Below are 24,985 nucleotides of genomic sequence, written 5' to 3'. Positions count from 1 at the left end.
TTTTACACTTTTATATGCTTGCTGTTTTCTTCGTTCATATAAAATAGAAACAGAGGTGTTCATCATGAGTATCAGAAAAGCTCTCACTTCCGATTTAGTCAGAATAGCAAGACTTCACAAGGAACAATTCAAGGACCACTTTCTGGGACGGTATTCAGAAAAGGTAATTCAGAAATTTTACGAGCCCTTCTTGGATTCATGTATATTTCTTGTCAATGAATCTGACGGAATGATAAACGGTTTTATTCTCGGAGGCATTCGCTCGGATTTGATTAATGCCAGACATACCTTTCTTTCCTGCAACAAGGCAAGATATATTGCCGAAACCCTTCTGACTCCGTCAGTTTATATCATGGCCCTCAAACGTCTAAAAATGCTTCGTGAATTAAAGCCCCAGACACCGGCAGATGATACGGCGCTTGCACAGAACTACTTGTTGTCAATCGCAGTTTCCGAGGATGCAAAAGGCTCAGGTCTGGCCTCAGAGCTGCTGTCCGGATTTGAAGGGCATATTTGCAGGACGGAATACGGATTAAGTGTATACTCTAAAAACACCCGGGCTATAAACTTTTACACAAAAAACGGCTTCAAAAAAACTCATGACGACAGCGGGACAACATATTTCTCCAAAATAGCCGGAACAAATTGATTTTTTTCATTCTGCCGCACAAAATAAGCTTCCGGCAAGGCATAAGCCTTTGTCAGAAGCTTTGCAATTCATGGCATATATTGCTTACAAGCAGCCCTGCTCCCGCAAATACTCCTTAAAGCTCTGCAGTCTCATATCCTTATCCGATATAATCAGGCTTCCTATACCTCCCACCGAGCTCAGGGGCCATTCAATGCCTATGTCGGAATCATTCCACATAATGCCTGTATCGTATTCCCCGCAAAATACCTCTCCGCATTTGTAGCTGACAACAGAATCCTCCAATACCAGATAGCCATGCCCGAAATACTCCGGTATAAACAAGGACTCTCTGTTTTCGCCCGTCAAATGAAAGCCCTGCCACTGTCCTAATGTTGCAGAGCCTTTTCTCAAGTCCACAATCACATCGTATATATGTCCGCTGATACAGCGAACCAGCTTTGCCTGCTGCTTGATTTTTTGGAAATGAATCGCCCTGATAACACCCTTTTTTGAAACTGTATAAAATACCTCCCTCAATTCATGCTCAATGCCGTTGTCCTTGAATACATCACAATTGTAATCCTTTATAAGTGCCCCTCTTTCATCCTCCGCAAAAAAGGGCTTAATATTATATGCGCCTTTTAATTTTGTCTGCCTGAATTCAAATTTTTGAAGCATATTAACCTCCACGCCGAGTTTTCGGCACAAAATTTATATGTAAAAAGCCATTTTCGGCTTTTTACAGTCCAAATCCATAAAAAGCTGCCCGCAGCTTTTTGAAATGCAAAGAGGACGATGAATATATAAAACGTAAACTTCGCATTTTTCAAGCTTGGTCAGAAAGCTCCTGCTTCAGCCATTCAACCGTCATGCAGATACCGTCTTCAAAAGACACCTGCGGTTTGTATCCTGTATCCTCAACCAGCTTGCCGCAATCGAAATCCTCTTCCTTGAGGGATATACCGTTAAACGGTAATTCTCCAAAGTACAGCTTGATATCCGGGTCTACGGTATCCCTTATTATTTTTACAAACTCCTTAAGCCTTTCCGGCTTTGTGCTGCCCAGATAATAGGCCGTATTTTTTTTGCCTCTGCTTGCAGCGCAATATATAGCACGTACAGTGTCAGTGATATAAACAAGATCGTACATCTGCTCACAGGATGTGAAGGCGGCTCTTTTGCCCGTAAGCATAAGCCTGCTTGCAAAATTCACAAAATTTTCCGTTCTGTTTCCGATACCGTATGTATTGGAGAGATAGCACCAGATATGTTCTACCCCCAGTCTTGTACACTCTGCCTTTGTCATGAAATGCATAGTCATTTTGGCTATACCGTATATGCTCACAGCATTCGGAACCGCCCCGGCTGTGGGATGATAATTTAAAACATCCTTTTCAGCCAGTGTCCCGGCTCCTGTAAATCTTTTAACCTTCATTCCGGCAATTGCATTTATCAAGTCCAAGGAATACCTTACATTCCTCAGCTGAACCTTATAGTCTGCCCGTACATCACCTGAGGAGCCTTCCCATGCAAGATGTATGCAGGCTTCTATATCCCGGTCCTCCACAATTTGAGGAAGCCTTGTTATTTCACTCAGCTCACAATATACAAGCCTTACGCCGGGCAGGTTTTCAATCTGTGCAACGTTTTCCTCCCCGTTACGTATTACTGCGATTACCTCCACGCCTTCTTTTGTAATTTCATTTAAAAGAGCAGTACCCACAAATCCGTTAGCACCGGTAACTATAACCTTTTTCATCAAATCACCCTTTATAATTGATTACTAAACTTTACAAAATTGAAGTCAATTACTATCGGCTGAAGTCCCCTGAAATCAAAGCGAAGTCAGCTTAAAAGCCTAATTCGCCTGAAAATATATCGTCGCAAAGGCTTGAACCGTAATTGACTTTAGCCGGCTATCTAAAAAACTCCTTTATCTGCTCATCCATAACTAGTGCCGTATCGCTGCCTCCCAAATAAGCCTTCGTCCACTCAACCGTTTTTTCAACAGCCTTTTCTATATTCCATACAGGCTTCCAGCCCAGTGCTTTTTTTATTTTCGAGCAATCCAGCTTTAGGAAGCTCGCCTCATGCGGCCCCCCATCATGCTGATTTGTCCACGTTAAATTCTCTCCCCACTTTTCACAGAAAAGCTTGACTAATTGCTCTGTTGTGACACAATCGCATTCATCCGGTCCAACATTATAGCAGCCGGCATATTTTTTATTCAGGTATTGCTTTTGGACAATCAGCAGGTATGCATTAAGAGGCTCTAAAACATGCTGATAGGGCCTTACTGAGCTATAATTTCTGACTATGATATTTGTTTTTTCAATTGCCGCCCTTACACAGTCAGGAATAATTCTGTCATTTGAAAAATCACCGCCTCCTATAACATTCCCTGCTCTTGCAGTTGACAGCCTTACTCTGTCCTCCTGAAAAAATGCATTCTTATAGCTTTGTGTTACCAGCTCCGAGCAGGACTTGCTGTTGGAATAGGGGTCATAGCCGTTCAGGCGTTCGTTTTCCCTGTATCCCCATTCCCATTCCTTATTTTGATAGACCTTATCTGTAGTCACATTTAAAACAGATTTCACACTTTGGCTTTCACGTATGCATTCAAGAAAATTTACTGTTCCCATTACATTAGTTTCATAGGTTAGCTGAGGATTTTCATAAGAGGCTCTCACTATAGGCTGAGCAGCCAGATGAATTGCAATCTCGGGCTCCGCTTCATTAAATATTTTTTTAATCATTGCAGAATTTCTTACATCGCCTATTACCGAGTTCATATGATTTTGTTTTCTCAACATTGAAAAAAAACTTGGATTTTCAGGCGGCTCCAGAGAATATCCCGTAATTTGCGCACCGGCATTAATAAGCAGCTTGCACAGCCAGGTTCCTTTAAAGCCGGTATGGCCTGTAATAAATACTTTTTTATTCTTGAAAAAGCTTAAATTTGTTATTCCCACACTTTCCATAAGGCATCACCACCAGCCCAGATTTTTTCCAGCAGCTCCCTGTCTCTTACGGTATCCATACACTGCCAGAAGCCGTAATGCCGAAAGGCTTTCAGCTGTCCCTCGGCTGCAATCCTTTCCAGCGGTTCCTTTTCCAATACTGTTTTATCTCCGTCTATATAATCAAATACTTTGGGTTCCAGTACCATAAACCCGCCGTTAATCCATCCTGCCTCCTCCTTGGTTTTTTCCTTGAAGCTTATAATTTCATCCTTGTCGTCAATATCCAGCATTCCAAAACGGCCATCCGGCTTTACAGCAGTTATGGTAGCTATTTTCCCGTGTGACTTGTGAAACCCTGACAGCTGTGTAATATTCACGTCGGAAATACCATCACCGTATGTAAGCATGAAGGTTTCATCACCGATATAATCCTTAACCCTCTTTATACGGCCTCCTGTCATTGTTTCCAAGCCGGTATCAACCAGCGTCACCCTCCAGGGCTCCGTATAATTGTTGTGAACTGTCATTTTATTTTTTGCGGTGAGATCAAAGGTAATATCAGACATATTTCTGTAATAATCAGCGAAAAAATCTTTTATAATATGCTGTTTATAGCCGCAGCATATTATAAAATCATTTAATCCGAAGAAGGAATAATATTTTAAGATATGCCAGAGAATAGGCTTTCCTCCTATTTCTATCATCGGTTTGGGTTTCAGCTTGCTTTCCTCACTGATTCTTGTTCCATAGCCGCCGGCTAATATAACTGCTTTCATCAACAATCCTTTCCAAGCAGCCTTCCATTTTGAGCACTGCTTTATGTGAAATAATTAAATATCCATATCTGATTTTTTAACCTTTCAGACTATAGCCGCCAGTATGTGTAGCCCAGCTGCTCATATTCAGTTCTATTGAGGATACCCTTTATATCGATAAGTACTTTATTATTATTCGGCACCTTTTTAAACAATTTGTCTAAATCATCTTTTCCAAGCTTTAGATATTCATCGTGATTGACGGCAATTATAACTGCATCCACATCCATGATTTCTTCCGGCTTTTTCAGCTCAATTCCATATTCCCGCCTGGCTTCCGCATTATTTGCCAGAGGATCTGCGATTGCCGGTATAAGCTCGTATTCCCTAAGAGCATTAATTATATCAATAACCCTTGTATTTCGTGTATCAGGGCAATTTTCCTTGAAGGTAAAGCCTAATATGGCTATTCTGGCATTTTTCACCGGAACGTCCGCTTTAATAAGCCTTTTAATTAAATTTTCAACCACATATTCTCCCATATCATCATTAATTCTTCTCCCCGACAAAATAATTTGAGAGTGATATCCCAATTGTTCTGCCCTATAGGTCAGATAATAGGGATCTACCCCTATACAATGTCCTCCCACGAGGCCGGGAGTAAACTTGAGAAAGTTCCACTTTGTCCCCGCCGCTTTCAGAACCGCACTGGTATCTATATTCATCCTGTTGAAAATAATCGAAAGCTCATTCATAAATGCAATATTTATATCCCTCTGTGAGTTTTCAATAACCTTGGCTGCTTCGGCAATCTTTATAGATTCAGCCTTGTGTACTCCGGCAGATACAATTAACGAGTATACCCTTGCTATAATGTCAAGAGACTCTTCATCCATTCCAGATACAATCTTTATAATATTTTCGAGTCTGTGCACCTTATCTCCGGGATTTATTCTTTCAGGCGAGTATCCCACCTTGAAATCCCTTCCGCACTTCATTCCCGATTCCTTTTCAAGTATAGGTATGCATATTTCTTCTGTAACCCCCGGATATACTGTTGATTCGTATACTACAACCGAACCCTCCGCAAGATTTCTCCCCAAAATCTGGCTTGCCGAATCAACCGGTCTGAGATCCGGTGTGTGATCAGCGTTCACAGGTGTCGGTACCGCAACAATATGAAAGCTGGCTTCTCTAAGCTTTTTCTGGTCTGAAGTAAATTCTGCGGTTGTCTTTTTAATCACTTCATTGCCAACCTCATTGGTCGGGTCTATACCTTTTTTATATAGCTCCACCTTATCTTCATTTATATCGAAGCCAATAACATCAGCTTTACTTGCAAAGGCTACCGATATCGGCATTCCGACATATCCAAGACCAATTACCGCAATCTTCGCTTTACGGCTTAATATTTTTTCATATAAATCCATTTTAAGCCTCCTTTACCACAAACAGCTTACAGCTTTTGGAAAGCTCATAAATTCTTATCAGCATAAAAGGCTTTTGAACTTAATTTTAAGCATGCTTGCAAACGACCCGGTCCCGTATGCCAGATGAAGCAGCAGGAATAAAACCCACATACGCAGCATATTACGTATTTTATCTGTTTTCTTCCTTGCAAAAGCAATTCCTAAAATCATATGAAGCATTATGACCGATAGAAGAATAAACCAAAAGACAGGATTCAATAACCCCAGAACCGCACACCCCAGTATGCCCATAACAAAAAGCAAAGGAATCAGATGTCTGGCAGAAAGTGACCCGGGCTCTTTCTGAAATGTGATTATATTCCACTCTCCATTGCCGTACCCCTGCTTCATCATGCTTTTTATGGTTTCTCTGGGATGATAGGTTGATTTTATCTCGGGATTCAGATAAAATTTGCCTCCCGTTTTTTTTATTCTGCCGTGCATATCATTATCCTCTCCCCTGTCCATTGTTTCATCAAAATAGCCGGCTTCTGCAAACACTTCCTTTTTATACAGTCCAAAAGCCACCGTATCAACATACTGAGGCTCTTGAGAATATCTGAATTTGGAATTCCCGACTCCAAAGGGTGAAGATAAAACATTTGCAATCAATTTGCCCTTATTTGTCAGGCCTTTCGTTTTCATTGAACCTCCCACACAAACGGCATCTCCTATATCAAGCATGGTTTCAGCACTTTTTAAAATCAAATCCCTATCCGCAAAGGCATGTGCATCAATTCTTATGACGTAATCCCCCATAGCCTCTTTTATTCCGATATTCCACCCTGAAGCCAATATTTTTTTTGGATTATCAAAGTATCTGACCTGAACCTTGGCTTCTGCTTCTCCCGGATTATTTTTTCTGCCGGAATACTTTTCCTCTGCTTCTCTTGCAGCTTTCAAGGTATTATCCGTTGACAGCCCGTCAATAATCAGAACCTCATACCTGTCTTCAGGATAGCTTTGCTCCAGAAGAGAGCGGAAGCAAGCTTCAATATATTTTTCTTCATTTCTCACCACTATCATGGCAGTAATAAACGGTAATTCACTCATAGCCAGACTCCTGAATAATTATAATTTAAAAGTCAATTATTATCGGCTGAAAAAACGGTTACATCGTCCCGATATTTTTTCTCGAACAGCACTTTACTTTATTTTTATTCCTACCCATGACAGCAAATACTGTTCTGAACATTATTTTTATATCGTTGAAAAAGCTGAACTCAGCCAATCCTTTCAAGTTGTACCTCATTTTTTCCTTGAGCACCACATCTGTATAGGTTCTGTCAGCATCCTGAGCATCCGAAATAAGCACTTCTTCATCTTTATATTCGATACTGGCCTCCGACGTAACTCCGGCGGGCATTAATAATGTTGCCAGCATTTCATCCGAATACTTCTCAACATATCCGGGCACCTCAGGCCTTGTTCCCACGAAGGTCATATCTCCGGCAATAATATTCAGAAGCTGCGGAATTTCATCAAGTCTCAGCCTTCTTAAAATTCTGCCGGTTTTAGTGACTCTTGAGTCCTTATTAACTGTAACCTGAGTACCGGCCTTATCGGCATTTATCACCATTGTTCTGAATTTCAGTATTTTAAATTGCCTTCCATATTGTGTAATCCTCTTCTGCCTGAATATTGCAGGGCCTTTTGAATCCATTTTTACTGCTATGCTTATTAGTAATAATAAAGGGAATAAAATAATCAGAGTAAAAATAGCGGCTGATATGTCAAACAGCCTTTTCAAAAACAGACTTCCCCGCCTTTTATCAAGCAGTCGGTAATACTCCAAAACCCTTTCATTCTTCATTTCCTGCGGGAGGTTCTCCCATGAAATAAGTCTCATATCTCTGTCCTCAGCCAATTATTTCTCTGAATGTATCAATGACGTATTTTACCTGAGTGTCGGTAAGCAGTGTATGTAGCGGCAAAGTAATCTCATTTTTGTACATATCAAAGGAATTCGGATAATCCTGTATGTCAAAGCCAAGATTTTTGTATGCGGTATGCATTGGCAGCGGCTTATAATGAACATTAACAGAGATACCTCTCTGTGCCATTTTGTCTATGGCACTGTTTCTGAAATCTTCATCCCTGCCAATAAGTCTTACAAGGTACAAATGTCCGCTTGAGGAAAAATCCTCTCCATAATGCCTCAGGCTTTCAGCAATACTGTTTTTCAAGCCGTTGTCATACATATTGATTATTTCTTTTCTTCTTTCCAGAATGCCGGGATATCTTTTTAATTGTGCAAGCCCTATGGCTGCTGATATATCTGTCATATTTGCCTTGTATGCAGGATAAATTATGTCATATTCCCATGAGCCCGGTTTCGTTTTGGCAAGGGCATCCTTTGATTGTCCATGGAGAGAGAGAAGCATAAATTCCTTGTAAAGCTCCTCATTATCAAGCGCCTCATTATCCTTCCATGTTACTGCTCCGCCTTCCGCAGTTGTCAGATTTTTTACCGCATGAAAGGAGAAGCATGTAAAATCCGCGGCCTCTCCGCTGTTTTTTCCCTTGTACCGGGCACCGAAGGAATGAGCCGCATCAGCTAAAACAATAATTCTTCCGAATGCCTTCTGAATTTCATTGGATGGGCAGAACAAGCTCCTTTTTCTGTTAACTATGTCAAATATCCTGTCATAATCACACATCACACCTGCTATATCCACAGGTATAATCACCTTTGTTTTTTCCGTGATAGCTTTTTCCAATTTATCATAATCCATTTGAAAAGAAGCCCTTGCGGTGTCTACAAGTGCAATATCAGCTCCCACGTGGTCAATTACACTCGCAGAAGCAGAAAATGTATACGCCGAGGTGATTACTTCGCTCCCCTCCCCTACTCCAAGCAGCCTGAGAGTCATCTCCATAGCTGCTGTGGCTGAATTCAGGCAAACAGCCTTTGAAGTACCTGCGTATCCGGCAATTCCGCTTTCAAACAGCTTTGTTTTAGGTCCGGTTGTAATCCAGCCTGAATTTAATGTGTCAACTACCTCGTTGATTTCAGCCTCTGAAATGTCGGGCGGAGAAAACCTTACTGCCATATTCTCTGCACCGTTTTTTCGGCATAAGGGCTCCTTAATCGGCTCATTTAGAGCCTCCTCCTTTAGGAGGCTCTCTTCCTGTTTATGATTGCATATTGATTCTTTCAAGCTTACAATCCTTCCTTTCACCGTCTCATTTTATTAATTCCGTGTAAATAATCATTAAGCATAAAATTATCATATGAAACCCGCATACAATTTGTTACCAATTGCCTGAATTCAATTACTGCTCCCTACAAGCTAAGCTTGCAGGGACTTTGTTACCTGAAAAGAAGGCATAAGCCTTTTAATAAATTCAATTACCTCGTTATAATCCTCAAGACCGTTAAACCTGTATGCTTTTATTACTTTTATATAGCTTTCCAGATCAGTTTCTCTTGCCTTTTCAATAAATATCTTATTATTTTTTGTTATATCAACCCCGTCCTTTGATATCAGCAGCTCCTCATAGAGCTTTTCACCCGGCCTCAAGCCTGTATATTCTATTTCTATATCAATATCCGGCTTAAGTCCCGATAAAGTAATCAATGTCTTTGCAAGATCTATTATTTTGACCTGTTCCCCCATATCGAGGACAAAGATTTCTCCGCCCTCCTTCATCATGGCACCGGATTGAATTACAAGACTGGCAGCCTCGGGTATAGTCATAAAATATCTGGTAACATCAGGATGAGTTATTGATACAGGGCCTCCATACTCGATTTGCTTCTTGAAAAGCGGAATTACACTGCCATTGCTGCCAAGGACATTTCCAAACCTTACGGCGCAGTACTGAGTTTTGCTTACACTGTTCATATACTGGATTATCAATTCAGCCGCCCTTTTTGTGGCTCCCATAACGCTTGTAGGGTTTACTGCCTTGTCAGTGGATATCTGCACAAATTTCAGCACCCCATACAGGTTGGCACATTCAGCTAAATTGAGTGTCCCGAATATATTGTTTTTTACAGCCTCCTGAGGACTTTCCTCCATAAGCGGCACATGCTTGTGCGCAGCTGCATGAAAAACAATCTGAGGCTTGTATTCTGAAAAAATATAAGACAGCCGGCCCCTGTCCCTTATCGAACCAATGACAACCTTAATATCAAGGCTGTCTTTATATCTTTGCAGCAGTTCATTCTGGAGATCATATGCATTATTTTCATATATATCAAATATCAGAAGTCTTCCTGGTTTATATTCCGCTATCTGCCTGCACAGCTCCGAGCCTATGGAGCCTCCTCCTCCCGTAACAAGTATGGTCTTGTCCTTAAGGTAATCTGCAATTTCATCTATAGATAAATCTATTTCATCTCTCGGAAGCAAATCCTCAAAGGTGACATCCCTTATTTTCTTTATACTTACCTCCCCGTTTACCAGACCGTATACACTTGGCAATACCTTCAGCTTACATCCCGTCTTTTTGCAGATATTTATAAAATCCGCAGATTTCTTTTTACCGATGGAGGGCATGGCTATTATGATTTCATCAACAGCCATTTCAGCCGCTGCCCTTACTATTCTTTCTTTCCCGCCTGCTATAGGAACTCCGTTTATATGTGATTTATGCTTTGACGGATCGTCATCAATGGCAATCACAGGCTCGTAAATACTTCGTTTATTATTTTTTATTTCTTTTATGATAATAGAAGCAGCTTCTCCTGCACCCACGATCATTACCCGTTTTTTTGACGGATACTTACTGTTTGATACGGAAATCCTTTTAATAACGCGGCTGCTCACTCTTATTCCTCCAACCAGAATCAGCGTAAGCATCCAGCTGACGGCATATACTGAAATAGGCATGGCCATACTGAAATAAGCGGCAATTATTATTTGCATAAGGATACCCGCCGCAGTCGCAAGAGTTATCTTGATAAGCTCTTCTATACTTGCATACACCCACAGCATGGAATACAGCCCGAATGCAAAATATATGCCTATGCTGACTGCTGTCGTTAAAATAATAGTAAACGGCAGCTTTTCCAGATAAGCAAAAGGTATAGCCGCATCAAATTTTACAATCATGCTTATGCCTAATGCCAGATTGACAATTAGTGCATCCAGCAATAAATACACAATGTTTTTGTTAGTAGTTTTCACCCTAATTACCCCCAACTCTTCATGTTTATCGTTCAATTGCCTTCATTTTACAAAAAGCACAAATCATATTATGAAATAAGAGGGGAAAATGTTAAAACTAATTTTCATCTCTTTGCCGGAGCTTATTGTAACAAAATTTATATTTAGGAATATAATACTAACGGAAAACCATTCTATAAAACTAAAAGTGTAAGGGAGAATAAAAATGTTTGTAGCTATTTTTCTTTTAATAGTATTAGGCTCTGGCTTCATAGCCGAACGGGTATTCAGCCTTATATCCCGCCGCAAGCAAGGAAATGCAATAAGCATAGGTATGGCCTTCTCTTTGCTTGTTTTTATTGCCGACACAATCGGGATGTACTTACTAAAAAATGTAACCAGTCTTGCCAAGCTTGCAGCCAACTTTAATCTTGCAGTTTTTACATCAAAATACGCTTTTCTTAGCATACTGGCCGGCATTATCCTTGCCTCAGTTTTCGGTATCGCAGCCAGAGTATTATCAAGAAGCAAATCCCGCCGTTCTGAAACCTGCGAATAAAATTTCTAAGCAATACAGCGAATCAATTTTTGCCGGCTAAAAAGCCGTAATTGACTAAAGTCAATTACGGTTTGAGCCTTGCTAGGATATTTATATCAGGAACATAGTAGTTGACTTTAGTCAGAGCCATAATCCCCGACTGCTTCTATTGCGGCTCTGACTACTTTTTTATTTATTAAAAAAATGTAACCTTTTTAACAATATATGAATACAATGATGAATGAATATCGCTAAGAGGAAGGTGTTAAGCTTTGGAACTGAATCAATTTTTCTATATAATCCGCAAAAGACTCGTATTTATTGTTGTTATACCGGTATTGGCAGCATTTGCAGCCGCTGTTGCAAGTCTATATTATTTAACTCCTTTATATCAATCCTCTTCCACTCTTTATATAGTCAGCCAGAAATCCTCCGCCTCTGTTTTATCCTATGAGGAAATATTGGCAAATGAACACTTGGTCAAGGACTACAGGGAGCTTATAAAAAGCAGGCTTATAACAAAAGCAGCTATTGAAGAGCTGCATATAACAGATATTACTCCTGCTGAATTATCAGATAATATTACTGTGACCTCAAAAAATGATACAAAGGTTTTATTGGTAACCGTAAAGGATAAAGACCCTGAAAGAGCCAAAAATCTTACTGATAAAATATGTGAAGTGTTCATAAATAAATCTCTGGAGCTTATTAACGTAAATAACATAAGTGTCGTGGATACAGCCGAAAGAAATGACAGTCCCGTATATCCGAAGCCATTGCTGTATATCACAATAGCTTTTATATTAAGCCTTTCTGCGACCATATGTATCATATATTTCTTAGAAATAACAAACGAGACTATTCAGACATCCGAAGATATAGAAACATATCTTGGACTTAATGTCCTTGGGACTATACCTTCATTTAAGATTAAGTAGGAGGTGCTTTCCAGTTGACCGAAATATCTAAAGTCATTAACGTAAAATATGAGCTGAATGAAATAGTTGAAGAAGCATATAAGGCCTTAAGAGCAAATATTCAATTCTGCGAGCTTAATAAAAAAATTAAAACACTCGCAGTAACAAGCTGCATACCAAATGAAGGCAAATCAACAGTAGCAATAAATCTCAGCATTTGTATGGCCAAAGCTGGTATCAGGGTCTTATACGTTGATGCCGACCTGCGGAAGCCCGCATCGTTCAAATATCTGGTCAGCAATTTAAAGGGCCTTGCAAATTATCTTGTCGGTCATGTATCTCTTGAAGAAATAATCAATGCCACAGACATTGAAGGCTTCAATTTCATTACCTGCGGTATGAAGCCTAATAATCCCGGAGATTTAATAGCTTCAGATAAATTCGGAGACTTTCTTTTTGAGATTGAAAAGTTATATGACATTGTGATAATAGATACTCCTCCGATGAGTAACTTTATTGATGGTGCGATTATCGCAACTCAAACCGGCGGAACAATAATTGTAGCCGAGGCAAAGGCTGTCAAGTGGAAAACCGCTGTAATGATGAAAAACCAGCTCCAAAAGGCAAATGCAAATATACTTGGCGTAGTTCTGAACAAAATCAGTGCCGCCGATTATAAAAACTATAATGGCAATTATTATTATCAAAGTCCTAAGAACAGTTCAAATAAGTGGCTTATATGGAAGGGAAAAAGACATAAACATGATTGATATTCACTGTCACCTCATTCCCAATGTGGATGATGGCCCCTCAACAATTGAAAATTCAATGGAAATGATATCGGAAGCTATTAAACTCGGTATAACATCAATTATTACAACTCCTCATTACAATAAAAGCATCTACCGCTCCGATAGCGTGCCGGACAATTTTTATAAGCTGAAGCAAAGCTCCAGAAGCCTTGGAGTAGATCTTCTCTTAGGCTATGAGGTATTTTTGTGCACTTCATTTTATGATATTATTTCACAAAAAAGAAAGTATACCCTTAACAAATCAAAATATTTACTTTTCGAGCTTCCCTTTGATATAATGCCTGTTGACATTAACAACACAATGCAAAAATTGCATTCAGAGGGCTTAGTCCCTATTATCGCACATCCGGAAAGAAACAAATACTTTTCAAAAGATATGGACAAATTTATAAATCTGATCGTCCCCCACTGTCTTGTACAGCTGGATGCCGCCAGTATTGCCGGAGTCTATGGCTTGAATGTAAAAAGGTTCACAAAGAGACTCATATCTCAAAACCTTGTTGACTTTATCGCTTCGGATGCTCATAGACCTGAGGATTATAAAAACTGGTATCCCAAGGCCTTAGAAAATGTTAAGAGCTGGGCGGGAGAAGAATATTGCAATAAGGTATTCAATTCTAATCAGAATATAATTTTAAACTCTTATTAGATGAAAAGAATTTTATCAGGCAAGTATAGTGAAAAAAGCAGGGTACCTCTGTCAGGCAGAGGTTCTCCACTGATAATTTCACTATTTTTTACCGGAAACCCTGCAGAAAAGCCGTCGCTTTTCCCCTACTGATTCTGCCGGAAAGCCTCTGTCAGAACCTTGAGATTTTCATCCATAGCTTTTATGTAGCTATCCTCAGGAGCATCCTTCTCACCTGTTACCACAGGGTCCAGCAGGTAAACCTTCGCACCGGTCTGCTTTGCAATCGATTCCGCTGCTTTTTGTGAATACTGGGGTTCTGCAAAAAGCACCTTGCAATCAGTTTTCTTTATTGTTTCTATCAAATCAGCGATTTCACCTGCACTTGGATCAGTACCCGGCTCGCGCTCAATAACTGAAACAATGTTCAAGCCGAATTCCTCGGCAAAATACGGAAATGCCTCGTGGAAAGTAACAATATCCTTCTTTTTGAAGGTGTCTAATTCCTTATGCATTTTTTCACGTTGAGCCTCAAGCAGCTTAACATATGCCTCGGCGTTTTCCTTGTATGCTCCGGCATTTTTTGTATCTGCTTGCGCCAGACCCTCGGCTATATTTTTAACCTCCTGTATTGCTCCCGAAATGCTTACCCACACATGTGCATTTTCTTCTCCGTTCTCATCCTTGAGAAGCTTTATTCCCTTGGAGGCTTCAATCACCTTCAAGTCCTCCTGCTGCTCCAGTACCTTGTCCATAAATGCTTCCATGCCGGCACCGTTTATAACAAAAGCATCAGCTCCCTCCAAGGTCTTCATATCTGCCGGAATAAGCTGATAATCATGCAGGCAGCCGGTTTGCGGCTCTGTCATATTTACAACCTTAACATCCTGAATACCTTTAGCCACATTCTTCGTAAAAATGTACAAGGGATAAAAGGAAGTAACAATAGTAGTGCTGCTTTTTTCCCCTGTGCCCGCCGAGGAATTATCAGCAGGAGTATTGCTCGTACAGCCGCTTAGTACAAATACGCATAAAATAAAAATTGATATTATTCTTAAAGTCTTAACTTTCATAACACATCCATGCCCCATATTATTAACATAATTCAGTTAAACTACAGGCATGAACTCCATCCCCCCTTTGATTTGATATGGCAAGCTCGCTTGCAGGCATTGCTTGATAATTTTTATTAAATCAAACGCAAATGCAAATGCAAACTATTCTTATTTACATTATACATTAATTCTCCCCGTTTGAAAAGTATCAATATTATAAAAAATAAAAAACGGCCTGTTCAAGCAAAAAGCCTTAAACCCGAGCTGTGCCGGAAATCAGCTTAAAAGCAGCTTCGCCCAAGGAAATCCGCCTTTCCCAGCTCTCCAGCTGCAAACCGAATTTTCTTGGGCGTAAGGGTTGAAGCCTCCCTCTCTGACAAAACATAACCTGTTTAAGCATTTATTACTTTTAGTTTGTTCACAAATCAAGAATTTATTAATTTTTCTATCATTTCCAGATCGGGAGGATTCAAGGCCAAGGGAAATCTGCTGCATACAGCTCCTGCGGTTGCCGCGGCAAACTTGACAATATCCTCATCCGGCATTTCCTTAAGCACTCCGTAGACAGCTCCGGCTTTAAAGGTATCTCCTGCACCCAATGTGCTCTGAACCTTGACCTTATACGGCTTAAATCTATGTATATCTTGATTTTTTCTTCCGAACATTATCTCCCTTGCACCGAATGTAAAAATTATGAGACCTTCCGTATTATCGGTGTATATCTTGAAAAGCTCTTCCACATTCATATCCGGATAATTATTTCTAATAAATTCATTTGATATTACATTAACCTCACAATACTTATTTATCAACGATTCCGGCTTGCAATCAATTGTCACGTACTTCTTGCCTAATTCATGACAATATTGTGCCACCAGATCCGTCTGCTCCATAAAAAACGGATCAAGCCCGACAACCTTTGCATCTGCAATATCCTCCTTCTCAGGAGCCTTCCACCTTTTGACCGCGTCATCATAAAAGGCTACAAATCTTCCGAAGCAGGTTCTCGTATTTGTTCCTATCAGAATCATATCCTGAACCCCGTCAAAGGTGGGGTCAATATATACGCTGGACATATCAATGCCGTACTTGTCGACTAAATACTTTGAGAGCACCTCCATTGTCTTTGCACCTTGAAAGTTTCCATCTATTTTTACCGTACATCCCAGTGCTGACAATACCTCGGCACAGCTGCCCGTTTCTCCCCCGGGAAGCAGATAGCTTTCTTTGATTTCGCCGTAGGTGTCAGCCTCCGGATACTCCTCTGCCAATAAGTTCATCGTTGACACAAGGGTCATTCCATACAAATAAACATCATACTTTGACATTATAATTCCTCCCCAAAATAATTTTTCCATAACATGATTATCCGTTAGCAGTTAAATATATAATTAACCGGCACAACAGATCAGCTTATGAAATTAATACCTTCATAAGCCTTATAACAAATTTTGCACCCTGCCCTTCTTTACTGCAGGCGTAAATTGATCCCCCCTGTCCCTCAATTATAGTCTTTGTGATATATAGGCCTATACCGACATTTGTAGGACTGCTGCTGCCGGAGCCCTTGTAAAACCTGTCAAAAATCCTGGGCAGCTCTTCCCTGGAAATCCCGGTACCGTTGTCGCTAATCACTATTTGTACAAATACATTGTTTTCTTCCCACGATATATTTATCTCACTGCTGCTTTTACTATGCTCAATACTGTTTTTTATAATATTTGAAAAAGCTTCTGCCGTCCAGTTAATATCATGTATTGCCTTAACACCTTCATCGCCTGAGACACCTATTCTTATATTTCTTTCAGAAGCAATAACCTGCAGAGCAGCTATACCTCTTTGAACTGTTCCTGCAATTAAAGCCTCCTTTTTATCAAATTCAACCACCTTTGCTTCCAGCTTGGCCATTTTCATCATATTTTTAATAAGCCATTCCATTCTGTCCAATTGGTTTTTACTTTCTGAAAGGAATCTGATTCGCTCCTGTTCAGGCATGGTTTTATCATTTTCCAATATATCATTGAACATAATGAGGGATGCAAGAGGCGTTTTCAACTGATGTGAAATATCAGTCATAAGCTTTTTTAGAAACAGCTTGTCATTTTTCAAGGCCTGTACATTCTCACCAAGCCTTTCAGCCATCGTATTAATCTGATAGGTTAAAAAGCCTATATCCCCTTCCTCCATCTCTCCTGCAGCAGGACTGTATTGGCCTTCTATAACTGCCTCCGCCTTAAAGCTGAGCTTTTGTATTTTACTGAACACCCTATTAAAGGCTGATATGAGTAATATAGCTATCAGCAATGCAAAAATTGCAATTGTCACACAAATTCTTATATATGACTTCATTGCATCCTTTTGCAAAGCAGTGTTTTTATCAATACTCAGGCTTTCATTATAAGAGTATTTTTCAAGAATGTCTCTGCCGTACTCGTAATTATTCTGAAACCCTTTAGTATAGTTATTTACAATATCCTCTTCCAACTGAGGATACTTCTTTGTTAGTGCGCCTATGACAGCCATATTCTGCTTAAGCTGAACTGTATTCGCTGTCCTGGCAAAGCTGCCGAATATGCAGACCAATATTGTTCCAAGTACTATCAGCAAAACCAGCAATATGCCTATCGTCAGCTGTACCTCTTTATTTTTAAACAGCCTCAAGGCTCGTCCACCTCGTTCTTCCACATATATCCCATACCTCTTACAGTTTCAATATGCTTATATTCCTCTGTCTCAATCTTTTCACGAAGCCTCTTCATATACACATTCAGAGTATTATAGTCCACAAAATTACCGTCTATATCCCATAGCTTTTCAACAATTACATTTCTGCTTAACACCTTTCCCTTATTTTCCAGTAAAACAAGCAGGAGCTTATATTCTGCCGCAGTCAGATATACCTCTTCCCCATTAACGCTTACCTTGCATTTCAGCGGCTCAACAACTATATTTCCGCTCGTAAGAAAGACTGTGCCGCATGTTCCGGAGTTGCTTCTGCTTCTCCTCATAAGGGCATTTATTCTCGAAACCAATTCACTTGTGCGAACAGGCTTTGCAATATAATCATCACCCCCGATATCCAGACCGAATACTACATTTGGCTCGTCATCAAGGGCAGTCATAAAGATGATGGGTACATCACTTGTCAAACGTATCTTTTTACAAAAATCATAACCATTTCCGTCCGGAAGAGTAACGTCCAAAAGAATTAAATCCGTTGCGACATTAAAAAGAGAATGGGCTTCCTTGATGCTCTTTGCAATAGAAATCAAAAAGCCCTGCTTTTTCAAAGCATACTCTATTCCCATTGCCAAGGGACCGTCATCCTCCACAAGCAAAATATTCATATAACCTCCCCGCTTAACAAAAGTCAATTACTATCGGCATGATATTGATTGACTTTAGAATAAGCCCGAACTTGCTATTATTATACATCATTTTATATTTTTACTCCATAGAAGTACAAATATAACTTTATGTGTAAAAAACCAATTATTATCGCATTAAGGTTTTAACAATTTTATGGCAAATAAAAAGACTGCTGCCCAGTGAATAAAATTTATTCCTTGACCAGCAGTCCCTTTGCCGGCAATCAGAATTATTCCTCCAGCCTGAGTGCCTCCACGATATTCATATCATTCAGCTTTCTGAGAGGGAAAAGTGCTGCCAGCAAGGTTATCATAATTATTCCCGCACCTCCCGTCATATAGGGCCAAACAGCTGCTTTATAGCCAATATCCCCCAAAGGGTTATTCGACACGATTCCGAAGTAGGTTAGCATAAAGGCTATCGGCAAGCCTATTGCACAGGCAATTATTCCGAATAATGCCCCCTCAAGCAGTACCAGCTTCTTAAACTGCCCCTTTGTCATGCCGATTGCTTTAAATGTCGCATATTCTCTTTTCTTGACCAGAAGATTTATTGTAACGGTATTTATTATATTTACAGTCGATATAAGTATTATCAACCCTATAAAGCCATAAATCAGAACCATCAGCTGCTGCTGCAGCTCGTCGCTTTGTTTTTTTAATGTATATACATCATAATAGACAGCTTTATTTTCATCAGCCAGAATGTTAAACTTCTCATAGTATTTTCCGCTGTAGTCAGAGGATGTAAAGTTAATTGCCACAGCACTGAGTCCGTCTGTCCCAGTTAGCTTTTTACAGTTTTCAGAGGACATTATGATTCCATAGCTGTCATATACTAATGAATTATTTATAATCTCATAATCTACAATTCCTGCCACCTTAAATTTAATGGTTTTTCCGCTTTCCATAAACTTCTCCATTTGCTCCGGTTCAGGGTTATTCATATACTTTTCGTCTACAACCGGAAGCTCTATTACATCTCCTGTCTTATACTTTGTAAACCCATCATAAAATCTGTTATTATTTTCATCAAGGCCGCCTGCCTTATGAAAGATTATAACCTCATTATTTTTGTTAAAGCTTTCATAATCTATTTTCAGCTTATTTTCATCAGCCAGCAATTTCAGGGTATTCTCGTCATACCCGACTATTTTAGTGCTGCCGATTATATACTTATCCTTGTACTCCTTTGTTGTTTTCAGCTTCTTAACAGACACGGCAAAGCTGTCATTCACCTTATTTTTTTCTATAGGATACGGAATTTCACTGATTTTTGCCTTAAATACCTCCTTTATCCCCTCATACCCCGTAACCTCCTTTGCCAGCTTTTCAGTCAAGTAAGGTCCGCCGGTATCCTTCTGTATAAAAGCACCTTCAATTTTTACACTCTGTGTTGATATTTTAGTGCTTTGTACAAGTACATCTATGAAATTTGAGAAAAATACAAACATAATAAGTGACAGCATAAGTGATAAGCAGGTCACATAAAATCTCTTTCTGCTTCTTTTAATGTTTTTATAAGCTACCTGTCCTTCAAACCTGAAAATCAGTTTTGCCCAGAGCCCGCTTCTTTTCTTTATTTTATCTCCCCTTATCACCATCGTACCTCTTATGGCATCTATGGGAGAAACCTTGGATGCGGTTCTTGCCGGAAAAAACGCTGATATAAATACCGTTGCAGTTCCCAGAAGGCCTGCAATAATTATAACCTGAGGATAAAATCCGATTTCAAATGCCCCCAGAAAATCCTCCATCAAAAAATTAAAGGTAAGCATTATACCGGCAAAGCCCGCTAAAATACCAATGGGTACAGCTATCAGGCTCATAATGGCAGCCTCTTTAAATACCAGCCTTCTTATCTGGGACTTGGTTGCACCGATACTCCTGAGGATTCCGAAATGCTTTATCCGTTCCATTACGGAAATATTGAAAGCATTATAAATAACAACAACCGTACAAAGAACTACAAAACCGGCAATCAAGCCGAATATCTTTTCCATACCAGCATTTTTTTCCTCATCGGGGCCTTCACCTATCAAATATAAGAGCTTTTGATTTCCATCCAGCTTAATATTATTTGCCTTGGCTATTTTCTGGGCCACAGCCATCTTGCCCTTTTCCTGCTTTAGATTTGCAAAATAATAATAGTCATTCGAATCCTTTGAAGTGTCCATATCCAGATAGCTTATTGCGAAATTAGTAATCTCATTGCTTTCGAAAGAACCTACAATAGTGTATTTGACCTGAGCCTCTTCACCCTCCATTGCTTTGAGCTTGCCAATAAGAATATTGTCCAGCTTTTTATCCTTTAAAATCGCATAAAACTTCTGGTCAACTATAATCTCAGAGCCGCTTTCAGGCAACCTGCCGTCAACAATTTTTATTCTGAATATATCCTTGAAGGCAGTATTGTCGTAAGCTTTTATTGTAACTTCCTTTAGAGACTCAGTGAGCATGCTGTTGTCAATCTGAAGGACTCCCTCGTTTTTAACGGCAGCACCCTTTTTTATTTCTGCATTTCCTGAGAGGATATTTATCTTTTCTTTATTTGTCTGGCAGAACACCACCTCATAATTTCCGGTCGTATCCTTAACTCTCTCTATTTCGCTGTTAATTCCGCTGTAATATATACTTCCTATACATGTGAACATAGCAATGGCAGTAATTACCCCCAACAGTGTCAAGGCCGTTCTTCCGCGATGCTTTTTAAGATATTTTGTAGTAAGAGCCGCATAATTTTTCATTATCTCACCGCCTCATCAGATGATATCCTGCCGTCAACTATACTGATAACTCTGTCTGCCATACCGGCAATATTCATATCATGGGAAATCAAAACCAAGGTTTGATTATATCTTTTTGCGGAATACTTTAAAAGCTCCAGAACCTCTCTGGAATTCTTTGTATCCAGATTTCCTGTAGGCTCATCTGCCAATATTATAGAGGGTTTATTTGCCAGCGCGCGCCCTATGGATACCCTTTGCTGCTGTCCTCCCGAAAGCTCTGACGGCAAATGCCCCTTTCTGTCCTTTAAATCAAGTATTGTAAGCAGCTCATTAATGTACTGCTTATCTTCCTTCCTGTTGTCCAAAAGAAGCGGCATCAATATATTTTCTTCTGCCGACAAGACAGGAATCAGGTTATATGCCTGAAATACAAAGCCTACCTTTCTTCTTCTGAGTATTGAAAGGTCCTTTTCCTTGAGTGCATAAATATCCATGCCGTCAATATATACTTTTCCTGCCGTAGGCTTGTCCACTCCTCCCATTAAATGCAGCAGTGTGCTTTTTCCTGAACCGCTGGGACCTACAATTGCAACAAATTCTCCTTTCTTTACTGAAAAGCTGATGTCATCAACGGCAGTGACTTCATTCTGGCCTTTTCCGTATTTTTTAGATAAGTTTTCTATTTTTAATACATCCATACTAACCTCCACGCCCAGTTTAGGCACTAAAATATTTGTAAAACACTCGTGGAGGTACGCAATTTGTTTCGCACCATCCACATCTTCTATCTTGCTAACCTCCACGCCCAATTCAGGGCACTAAAATATTTATAAGAAACTCGTGGAGGTACGCTAGTATTTTCGCAGCTGTATCTAAAATCCTTCAAGCTAACCTCCACGCCCATTCAAGGCACTAAAATAGTTATTAAACAACTCGCGGAAAGGCTGTCAACCGTAATTGACTTTTTAATTTTTGTACTTTCCACAATTTGATTTCTGCTGTTTTTCTTACATGTACAATTATACGTTCAGATTATTACATTTACCTGAATTTAAAACTTACAATTATGTAATTTAACCTTTTACGAATTTAAAACAATATACTTTTTCATATAACAGCAATTTCCGGTATTTAATTTTTATACTTGTAAATAATACTTTTAATGCCGAAAAAGTGTTTTTTTATTGCGAGTAGCTTTCCTTAAGGAGACATCAAATGTTTAAGAAAATCAAGAATAAAAATATAATAGCTGAGAAAGTAAAAGATACTAAAGCACCTGATAATTCCTGCCTGAGCAAAGCCTTGGAGGATAATATAGCCAAGTTTAAAGACCTGTTCAGGGATGATGATACCTTTATTATCAGGCAATTTGCAAATCGAGACACTGAAATTAAGTGCTGCATCGCTTATATAGCAGATATGATAGATAAAGCTCTTGTAAATGACAATATTATAAAGCCAATGATACTGTGTGCTTCTCTAGGCGACAAGGCTGATACAACAGACAAGATCATGAGCAATGTATTGATGTCTAATGAAGTTGAAAAATCCGACTCCGTGGAACAAATCACTCAGTCGATAATGAGAGGTGACACAGTCCTGTTTATTGACGGCTTCAAAGAAGCCGTAATTATAAGTACTGTAGGATGGCAAACAAGGCAACCCAGCGAGCCTGAGGCCGAAAGAGTACTGCGCGGGCCCAGGGAGGGCTTCACAGAGTCCTTGAATATGAATCTTACAATGATAAGAAGAAGATTGTCAACACATAATTTAAAATTTAAATACAGATATTTGGGGAAAGAATCTAATACCAAAATTTGCCTGTGCTATATTGAAGGCATAGTAAACAGGCAAATTCTAGACGAATTAAACAGGCGGCTGGACACCATAGATATTGACGGAATCACAGGCTCCGGAACTATCGTGGAGCTTATAAAGGACGCACCCTATTGCCCCTTTAAAACCATAGGAGGAACAGAGCGTCCTGATGTTGCGTCAGGGAAACTATTGGAAGGACATATTGCCATTGTAGTGGACGGAACTCCCTTTGTCCTTACTGTTCCCTTCATTTTTATAGAATATTTTCAGTCCAGTGAGGATTACTATATTGACTTTTATTATTCATCAATAAACAGACTTCTCAGAATATTCAGCTTTATCCTGACAATCAGCTCCCCTGCCATATATATTGCTATGACAACCTTCCATCAGGAGATGATACCTACGACCTTTATCAGGAGCATAACAGCCGCAAGACAAGGTGTCCCTTTCCCCACCTTTATAGAAATGCTGGTGCTGCTGCTGGCCTTTGAACTTCTCCGGGAAACAGGCATACGTATGCCGTCCTCCGTCGGTACGGCTATAAGCGTAGTCGGCGGTCTGGTATTGGGCTCGGCAGCCGTTGAAGCGAGAATCGTGAGTGCGCCGGTTGTAATAGTTGTTGCTCTGACTGCAATTACAGGACTTACAACACCTAAGCTGAAGGGGCCGGAAATTCTGATAAGGTTTTCTCTTCTGATGCTCTCGTCACTGCTTGGATTATATGGCTATATCTTCGGAATAATAGGGTTATTGATTCTTTTGTACCAATTGCGTTCCTTCGGCATTCCATATATGATGGCTCTGACCAAATTCAGCAAGGATAACTTAAAGGACACTGTGATAAGAGTATCCTGGAAGCAGATAAAATACCGTCCGAAATTTATGGCTCCATATAACCGTGTCAGAAATAACCCCGGAGGTAAAAGGCAATGAAAAAAAAATTATACTCAGCAAAGCTCATATTATTATCAGGGCTTATACTTCTTAATTCAATAGCCCTATGCGGCTGCTGGAACTATAGGGATATCGAAAAGAGCTCGCTTGTATCAGGCTTTGCTATTGATAAAAACAAGGCCGGTGATAAATATATGCTTACTGTAGAAATCATTGACTATGAGATGTCCGGCAAGGAAGCAAAACAAAGTGCAAAGTATATACAATCAGAAGGCAAAACAGTGTTTGATGCCATAAGAAATGTAATTGATATCTTAGGAAAAAGGCTGTACTGGGCTCATGCCAGCATAGTCATAATAAGCGAGGAAATCGCAAAGGAAGGAATTATTCCTGCAATTGATCTTATATTAAGGGATGCTGAAATAAGAAGTGAAATGTATATCCTTATTTCTACTGAAAAAACTGCCGGCGAGGTATTATTGCAGGATCCCCTTGTTTCACAGACCAGCTCGGATATCATTGAATATATGCTGGCAGAGCAGAAGGATGTATCCAAGGCACCTGCAGTGGAGGTCTACAAATTTCTTAATGATTATGAATCCGGCGGTTCTGCAATACCGGCTATAAAATTAACGGAGCACATGAGCAAAAAAACCGCAGAAATAGCAGGAACTGCTATTTTCAAAACTGACAAGCTTATCGGGTATCTGAATACGAATGAATCAAAATGCTTTCTCTTTGTCAGAAATGAAATTAAAAGGGGATTGATTACACTTAATGAGAACTCTATAAATGATACGGATAATATAACCTTGGAAATATTTAAATCCAAGACAAAATTGAAGCCAAGCTATGCTGATAACAAGCTGACTATGAATATTGACATTCTGACAGAAGTGTCAATAGCGGAAATGTCCACTTCCGTTGATTACTCCAGTGAAAAAAATATAGGAAAGCTGAAAAAAGACGCTGAGGAAAAAATCAAAGCTTCTATAGAAGCTGTAATAAAGAAGGTCCAGCTGGAGTACAATTCTGATATTTTTGACTTCGGAACCATAGTCAAGGCATATAAGCCTTCGGTATGGAGACAGATAGAACAGGACTGGGATGAATCTATATTCAAGGGGCTGGAGGTGGCTGTAAATGTCCGGATTAAAATAAGAAACTGCGGCTTCAGTTCTAAGCCCTTATATAAAAATTCGAGAAATTAGCCGCGTACATCCATGAAGTCTTTGTCAAAATTTTGTGTCCAGATAGGACGTGGAGGTTAGCTTGGGAAAATTAAAATATA

The 24,985-nt window shown here is 39.7% G+C and carries 22 protein-coding genes; 7 read left to right on the top strand and 15 right to left on the bottom strand.

Annotated elements, in window-relative coordinates; genetic code table 11:
• The first annotated feature begins 64 nt into the window (after positions 1-64).
• Complete coding sequence (locus LY28_RS09010) at positions 65-649, top strand: GNAT family N-acetyltransferase (RefSeq protein ID WP_110461852.1); 585 nt, start codon at positions 65-67, stop codon at positions 647-649.
• Between the two features lie 84 nt (positions 650-733).
• Here the strand turns inward: LY28_RS09010 and rfbC are convergent, their stop codons facing one another.
• The 9 genes from rfbC to LY28_RS08965 all read right to left on the bottom strand — a co-directional run bounded on the left by rfbC (position 734) and on the right by LY28_RS08965 (position 10,953).
• On the bottom strand, positions 734-1,309 hold the full coding sequence (rfbC, locus tag LY28_RS09005; protein WP_110461851.1) for a dTDP-4-dehydrorhamnose 3,5-epimerase: 576 nt from the start codon (positions 1,307-1,309) through the stop codon (positions 734-736).
• Positions 1,310-1,457: 148 nt separating this feature from the next.
• On the bottom strand, positions 1,458-2,390 hold the full coding sequence (locus LY28_RS09000; RefSeq protein ID WP_110461850.1) for an NAD-dependent epimerase/dehydratase family protein: 933 nt from the start codon (positions 2,388-2,390) through the stop codon (positions 1,458-1,460).
• Between the two features lie 157 nt (positions 2,391-2,547).
• Positions 2,548-3,612, bottom strand: coding sequence for a CDP-glucose 4,6-dehydratase (gene rfbG, locus LY28_RS08995; protein ID WP_207658074.1), 1,065 nt, complete (start codon positions 3,610-3,612; stop codon positions 2,548-2,550).
• Positions 3,594-4,370 (bottom strand): glucose-1-phosphate cytidylyltransferase, encoded by a 777-nt coding sequence (gene rfbF, locus LY28_RS08990; RefSeq protein ID WP_110461849.1) that lies wholly within the window; start codon positions 4,368-4,370, stop codon positions 3,594-3,596. Before rfbF ends, rfbG begins: the two co-directional genes overlap by 19 nt.
• An 89-nt stretch (positions 4,371-4,459) precedes the next feature.
• Positions 4,460-5,779 (bottom strand): nucleotide sugar dehydrogenase, encoded by a 1,320-nt coding sequence (locus tag LY28_RS08985; RefSeq protein WP_110461848.1) that lies wholly within the window; start codon positions 5,777-5,779, stop codon positions 4,460-4,462.
• A gap of 57 nt (positions 5,780-5,836) precedes the next feature.
• Positions 5,837-6,871 (bottom strand): glycosyltransferase family 2 protein, encoded by a 1,035-nt coding sequence (locus tag LY28_RS08980; RefSeq protein WP_110461847.1) that lies wholly within the window; start codon positions 6,869-6,871, stop codon positions 5,837-5,839.
• A 58-nt stretch (positions 6,872-6,929) separates the two neighbouring features.
• Positions 6,930-7,685 carry a sugar transferase gene (locus LY28_RS08975; RefSeq protein WP_479692080.1) on the bottom strand — a complete coding sequence of 252 codons (756 nt, stop codon included), beginning with the start codon at positions 7,683-7,685 and terminating at the stop codon, positions 6,930-6,932.
• Entirely contained in the window at positions 7,678-8,979 is a 1,302-nt protein-coding gene (locus LY28_RS08970) for a DegT/DnrJ/EryC1/StrS family aminotransferase (protein WP_479692079.1), read from the bottom strand. Before LY28_RS08970 ends, LY28_RS08975 begins: the two co-directional genes overlap by 8 nt.
• A 132-nt stretch (positions 8,980-9,111) precedes the next feature.
• Positions 9,112-10,953, bottom strand: a complete 1,842-nt coding sequence (locus LY28_RS08965) for a nucleoside-diphosphate sugar epimerase/dehydratase (protein ID WP_242981196.1) — start codon at positions 10,951-10,953, stop codon at positions 9,112-9,114.
• A gap of 205 nt (positions 10,954-11,158) precedes the next feature.
• Between LY28_RS08965 and LY28_RS08960 the strand changes: the two genes are divergently transcribed.
• From LY28_RS08960 to LY28_RS08945, 4 genes are all read left to right on the top strand, one after another.
• A complete protein-coding gene (locus LY28_RS08960) occupies positions 11,159-11,491 on the top strand; it encodes a hypothetical protein (protein ID WP_110461846.1) in 333 nt (110 codons plus the stop codon).
• A 251-nt stretch (positions 11,492-11,742) separates the two neighbouring features.
• The gene (locus LY28_RS08955; RefSeq protein ID WP_110461845.1) at positions 11,743-12,408 is read left to right on the top strand and encodes a YveK family protein; all 666 of its coding nucleotides are present in this window, start codon (positions 11,743-11,745) and stop codon (positions 12,406-12,408) included.
• A gap of 14 nt (positions 12,409-12,422) precedes the next feature.
• Complete coding sequence (locus LY28_RS08950) at positions 12,423-13,157, top strand: CpsD/CapB family tyrosine-protein kinase (protein ID WP_110461844.1); 735 nt, start codon at positions 12,423-12,425, stop codon at positions 13,155-13,157.
• Entirely contained in the window at positions 13,150-13,848 is a 699-nt protein-coding gene (locus LY28_RS08945) for a tyrosine-protein phosphatase (protein WP_110461843.1), read from the top strand. The genes LY28_RS08950 and LY28_RS08945 overlap by 8 nt, the downstream gene beginning before the upstream one ends.
• A gap of 125 nt (positions 13,849-13,973) precedes the next feature.
• On the opposite strand, the gene LY28_RS08940 is transcribed toward LY28_RS08945, so the two are convergent.
• From LY28_RS08940 to LY28_RS08915, 6 genes are all read right to left on the bottom strand, one after another.
• Positions 13,974-14,900, bottom strand: a complete 927-nt coding sequence (locus LY28_RS08940) for a metal ABC transporter substrate-binding protein (RefSeq protein ID WP_110461842.1) — start codon at positions 14,898-14,900, stop codon at positions 13,974-13,976.
• 407 nt (positions 14,901-15,307) lie between these two features.
• The gene (locus tag LY28_RS08935) at positions 15,308-16,210 is read right to left on the bottom strand and encodes a carbohydrate kinase family protein (protein ID WP_110461841.1); all 903 of its coding nucleotides are present in this window, start codon (positions 16,208-16,210) and stop codon (positions 15,308-15,310) included.
• Between the two features lie 85 nt (positions 16,211-16,295).
• On the bottom strand, positions 16,296-17,567 hold the full coding sequence (locus tag LY28_RS08930; protein WP_242981195.1) for a sensor histidine kinase: 1,272 nt from the start codon (positions 17,565-17,567) through the stop codon (positions 16,296-16,298).
• Positions 17,540-18,229 (bottom strand): response regulator transcription factor, encoded by a 690-nt coding sequence (locus LY28_RS08925; protein WP_110461839.1) that lies wholly within the window; start codon positions 18,227-18,229, stop codon positions 17,540-17,542. The genes LY28_RS08930 and LY28_RS08925 overlap by 28 nt, the downstream gene beginning before the upstream one ends.
• A gap of 251 nt (positions 18,230-18,480) precedes the next feature.
• On the bottom strand, positions 18,481-20,997 hold the full coding sequence (locus tag LY28_RS08920; RefSeq protein ID WP_110461838.1) for an ABC transporter permease: 2,517 nt from the start codon (positions 20,995-20,997) through the stop codon (positions 18,481-18,483).
• Positions 20,997-21,677 (bottom strand): ABC transporter ATP-binding protein, encoded by a 681-nt coding sequence (locus LY28_RS08915; protein ID WP_110461837.1) that lies wholly within the window; start codon positions 21,675-21,677, stop codon positions 20,997-20,999. The genes LY28_RS08920 and LY28_RS08915 overlap by 1 nt, the downstream gene beginning before the upstream one ends.
• Before the next feature lie 517 nt (positions 21,678-22,194).
• Between LY28_RS08915 and LY28_RS08910 the strand changes: the two genes are divergently transcribed.
• The gene (locus LY28_RS08910; protein ID WP_110461836.1) at positions 22,195-23,733 is read left to right on the top strand and encodes a spore germination protein; all 1,539 of its coding nucleotides are present in this window, start codon (positions 22,195-22,197) and stop codon (positions 23,731-23,733) included.
• Positions 23,730-24,905 (top strand): Ger(x)C family spore germination protein, encoded by a 1,176-nt coding sequence (locus tag LY28_RS08905; RefSeq protein WP_110461835.1) that lies wholly within the window; start codon positions 23,730-23,732, stop codon positions 24,903-24,905. Before LY28_RS08910 ends, LY28_RS08905 begins: the two co-directional genes overlap by 4 nt.
• Positions 24,906-24,985 lie beyond the last annotated feature (80 nt).

This window comes from Ruminiclostridium sufflavum DSM 19573 (assembly GCF_003208175.1).
GTDB lineage: Bacteria > Bacillota > Clostridia > Acetivibrionales > DSM-1351 > Ruminiclostridium > Ruminiclostridium sufflavum.
Note: the sequence above shows the minus strand (reverse complement) of the source record. Positions and strands in the feature narration are given on the sequence as shown.

Bases quoted from the DNA above. Each gene is read 5' to 3' on its own strand.
- rfbG (WP_207658074.1), bottom strand. From the start codon at position 3,612: ATGGAAAGTGTGGGAATAACAAATTTAAGCTTTTTCAAGAATAAAAAA.
- LY28_RS08925 (WP_110461839.1), bottom strand. From the start codon at position 18,229: ATGAATATTTTGCTTGTGGAGGATGACGGTCCCTTGGCAATGGGAATA.
- LY28_RS08905 (WP_110461835.1), top strand. From the start codon at position 23,730: ATGAAAAAAAAATTATACTCAGCAAAGCTCATATTATTATCAGGGCTT.
- rfbC (WP_110461851.1), bottom strand. From the start codon at position 1,309: ATGCTTCAAAAATTTGAATTCAGGCAGACAAAATTAAAAGGCGCATAT.
- LY28_RS08935 (WP_110461841.1), bottom strand. From the start codon at position 16,210: ATGTCAAAGTATGATGTTTATTTGTATGGAATGACCCTTGTGTCAACG.
- LY28_RS09010 (WP_110461852.1), top strand. From the start codon at position 65: ATGAGTATCAGAAAAGCTCTCACTTCCGATTTAGTCAGAATAGCAAGA.
- LY28_RS08985 (WP_110461848.1), bottom strand. From the start codon at position 5,779: ATGGATTTATATGAAAAAATATTAAGCCGTAAAGCGAAGATTGCGGTA.
- LY28_RS08960 (WP_110461846.1), top strand. From the start codon at position 11,159: ATGTTTGTAGCTATTTTTCTTTTAATAGTATTAGGCTCTGGCTTCATA.
- LY28_RS08910 (WP_110461836.1), top strand. From the start codon at position 22,195: ATGTTTAAGAAAATCAAGAATAAAAATATAATAGCTGAGAAAGTAAAA.
- LY28_RS08920 (WP_110461838.1), bottom strand. From the start codon at position 20,997: ATGAAAAATTATGCGGCTCTTACTACAAAATATCTTAAAAAGCATCGC.
- LY28_RS08980 (WP_110461847.1), bottom strand. From the start codon at position 6,871: ATGAGTGAATTACCGTTTATTACTGCCATGATAGTGGTGAGAAATGAA.
- LY28_RS08915 (WP_110461837.1), bottom strand. From the start codon at position 21,677: ATGGATGTATTAAAAATAGAAAACTTATCTAAAAAATACGGAAAAGGC.
- LY28_RS09000 (WP_110461850.1), bottom strand. From the start codon at position 2,390: ATGAAAAAGGTTATAGTTACCGGTGCTAACGGATTTGTGGGTACTGCT.
- LY28_RS08945 (WP_110461843.1), top strand. From the start codon at position 13,150: ATGATTGATATTCACTGTCACCTCATTCCCAATGTGGATGATGGCCCC.
- rfbF (WP_110461849.1), bottom strand. From the start codon at position 4,370: ATGAAAGCAGTTATATTAGCCGGCGGCTATGGAACAAGAATCAGTGAG.
- LY28_RS08940 (WP_110461842.1), bottom strand. From the start codon at position 14,900: ATGAAAGTTAAGACTTTAAGAATAATATCAATTTTTATTTTATGCGTA.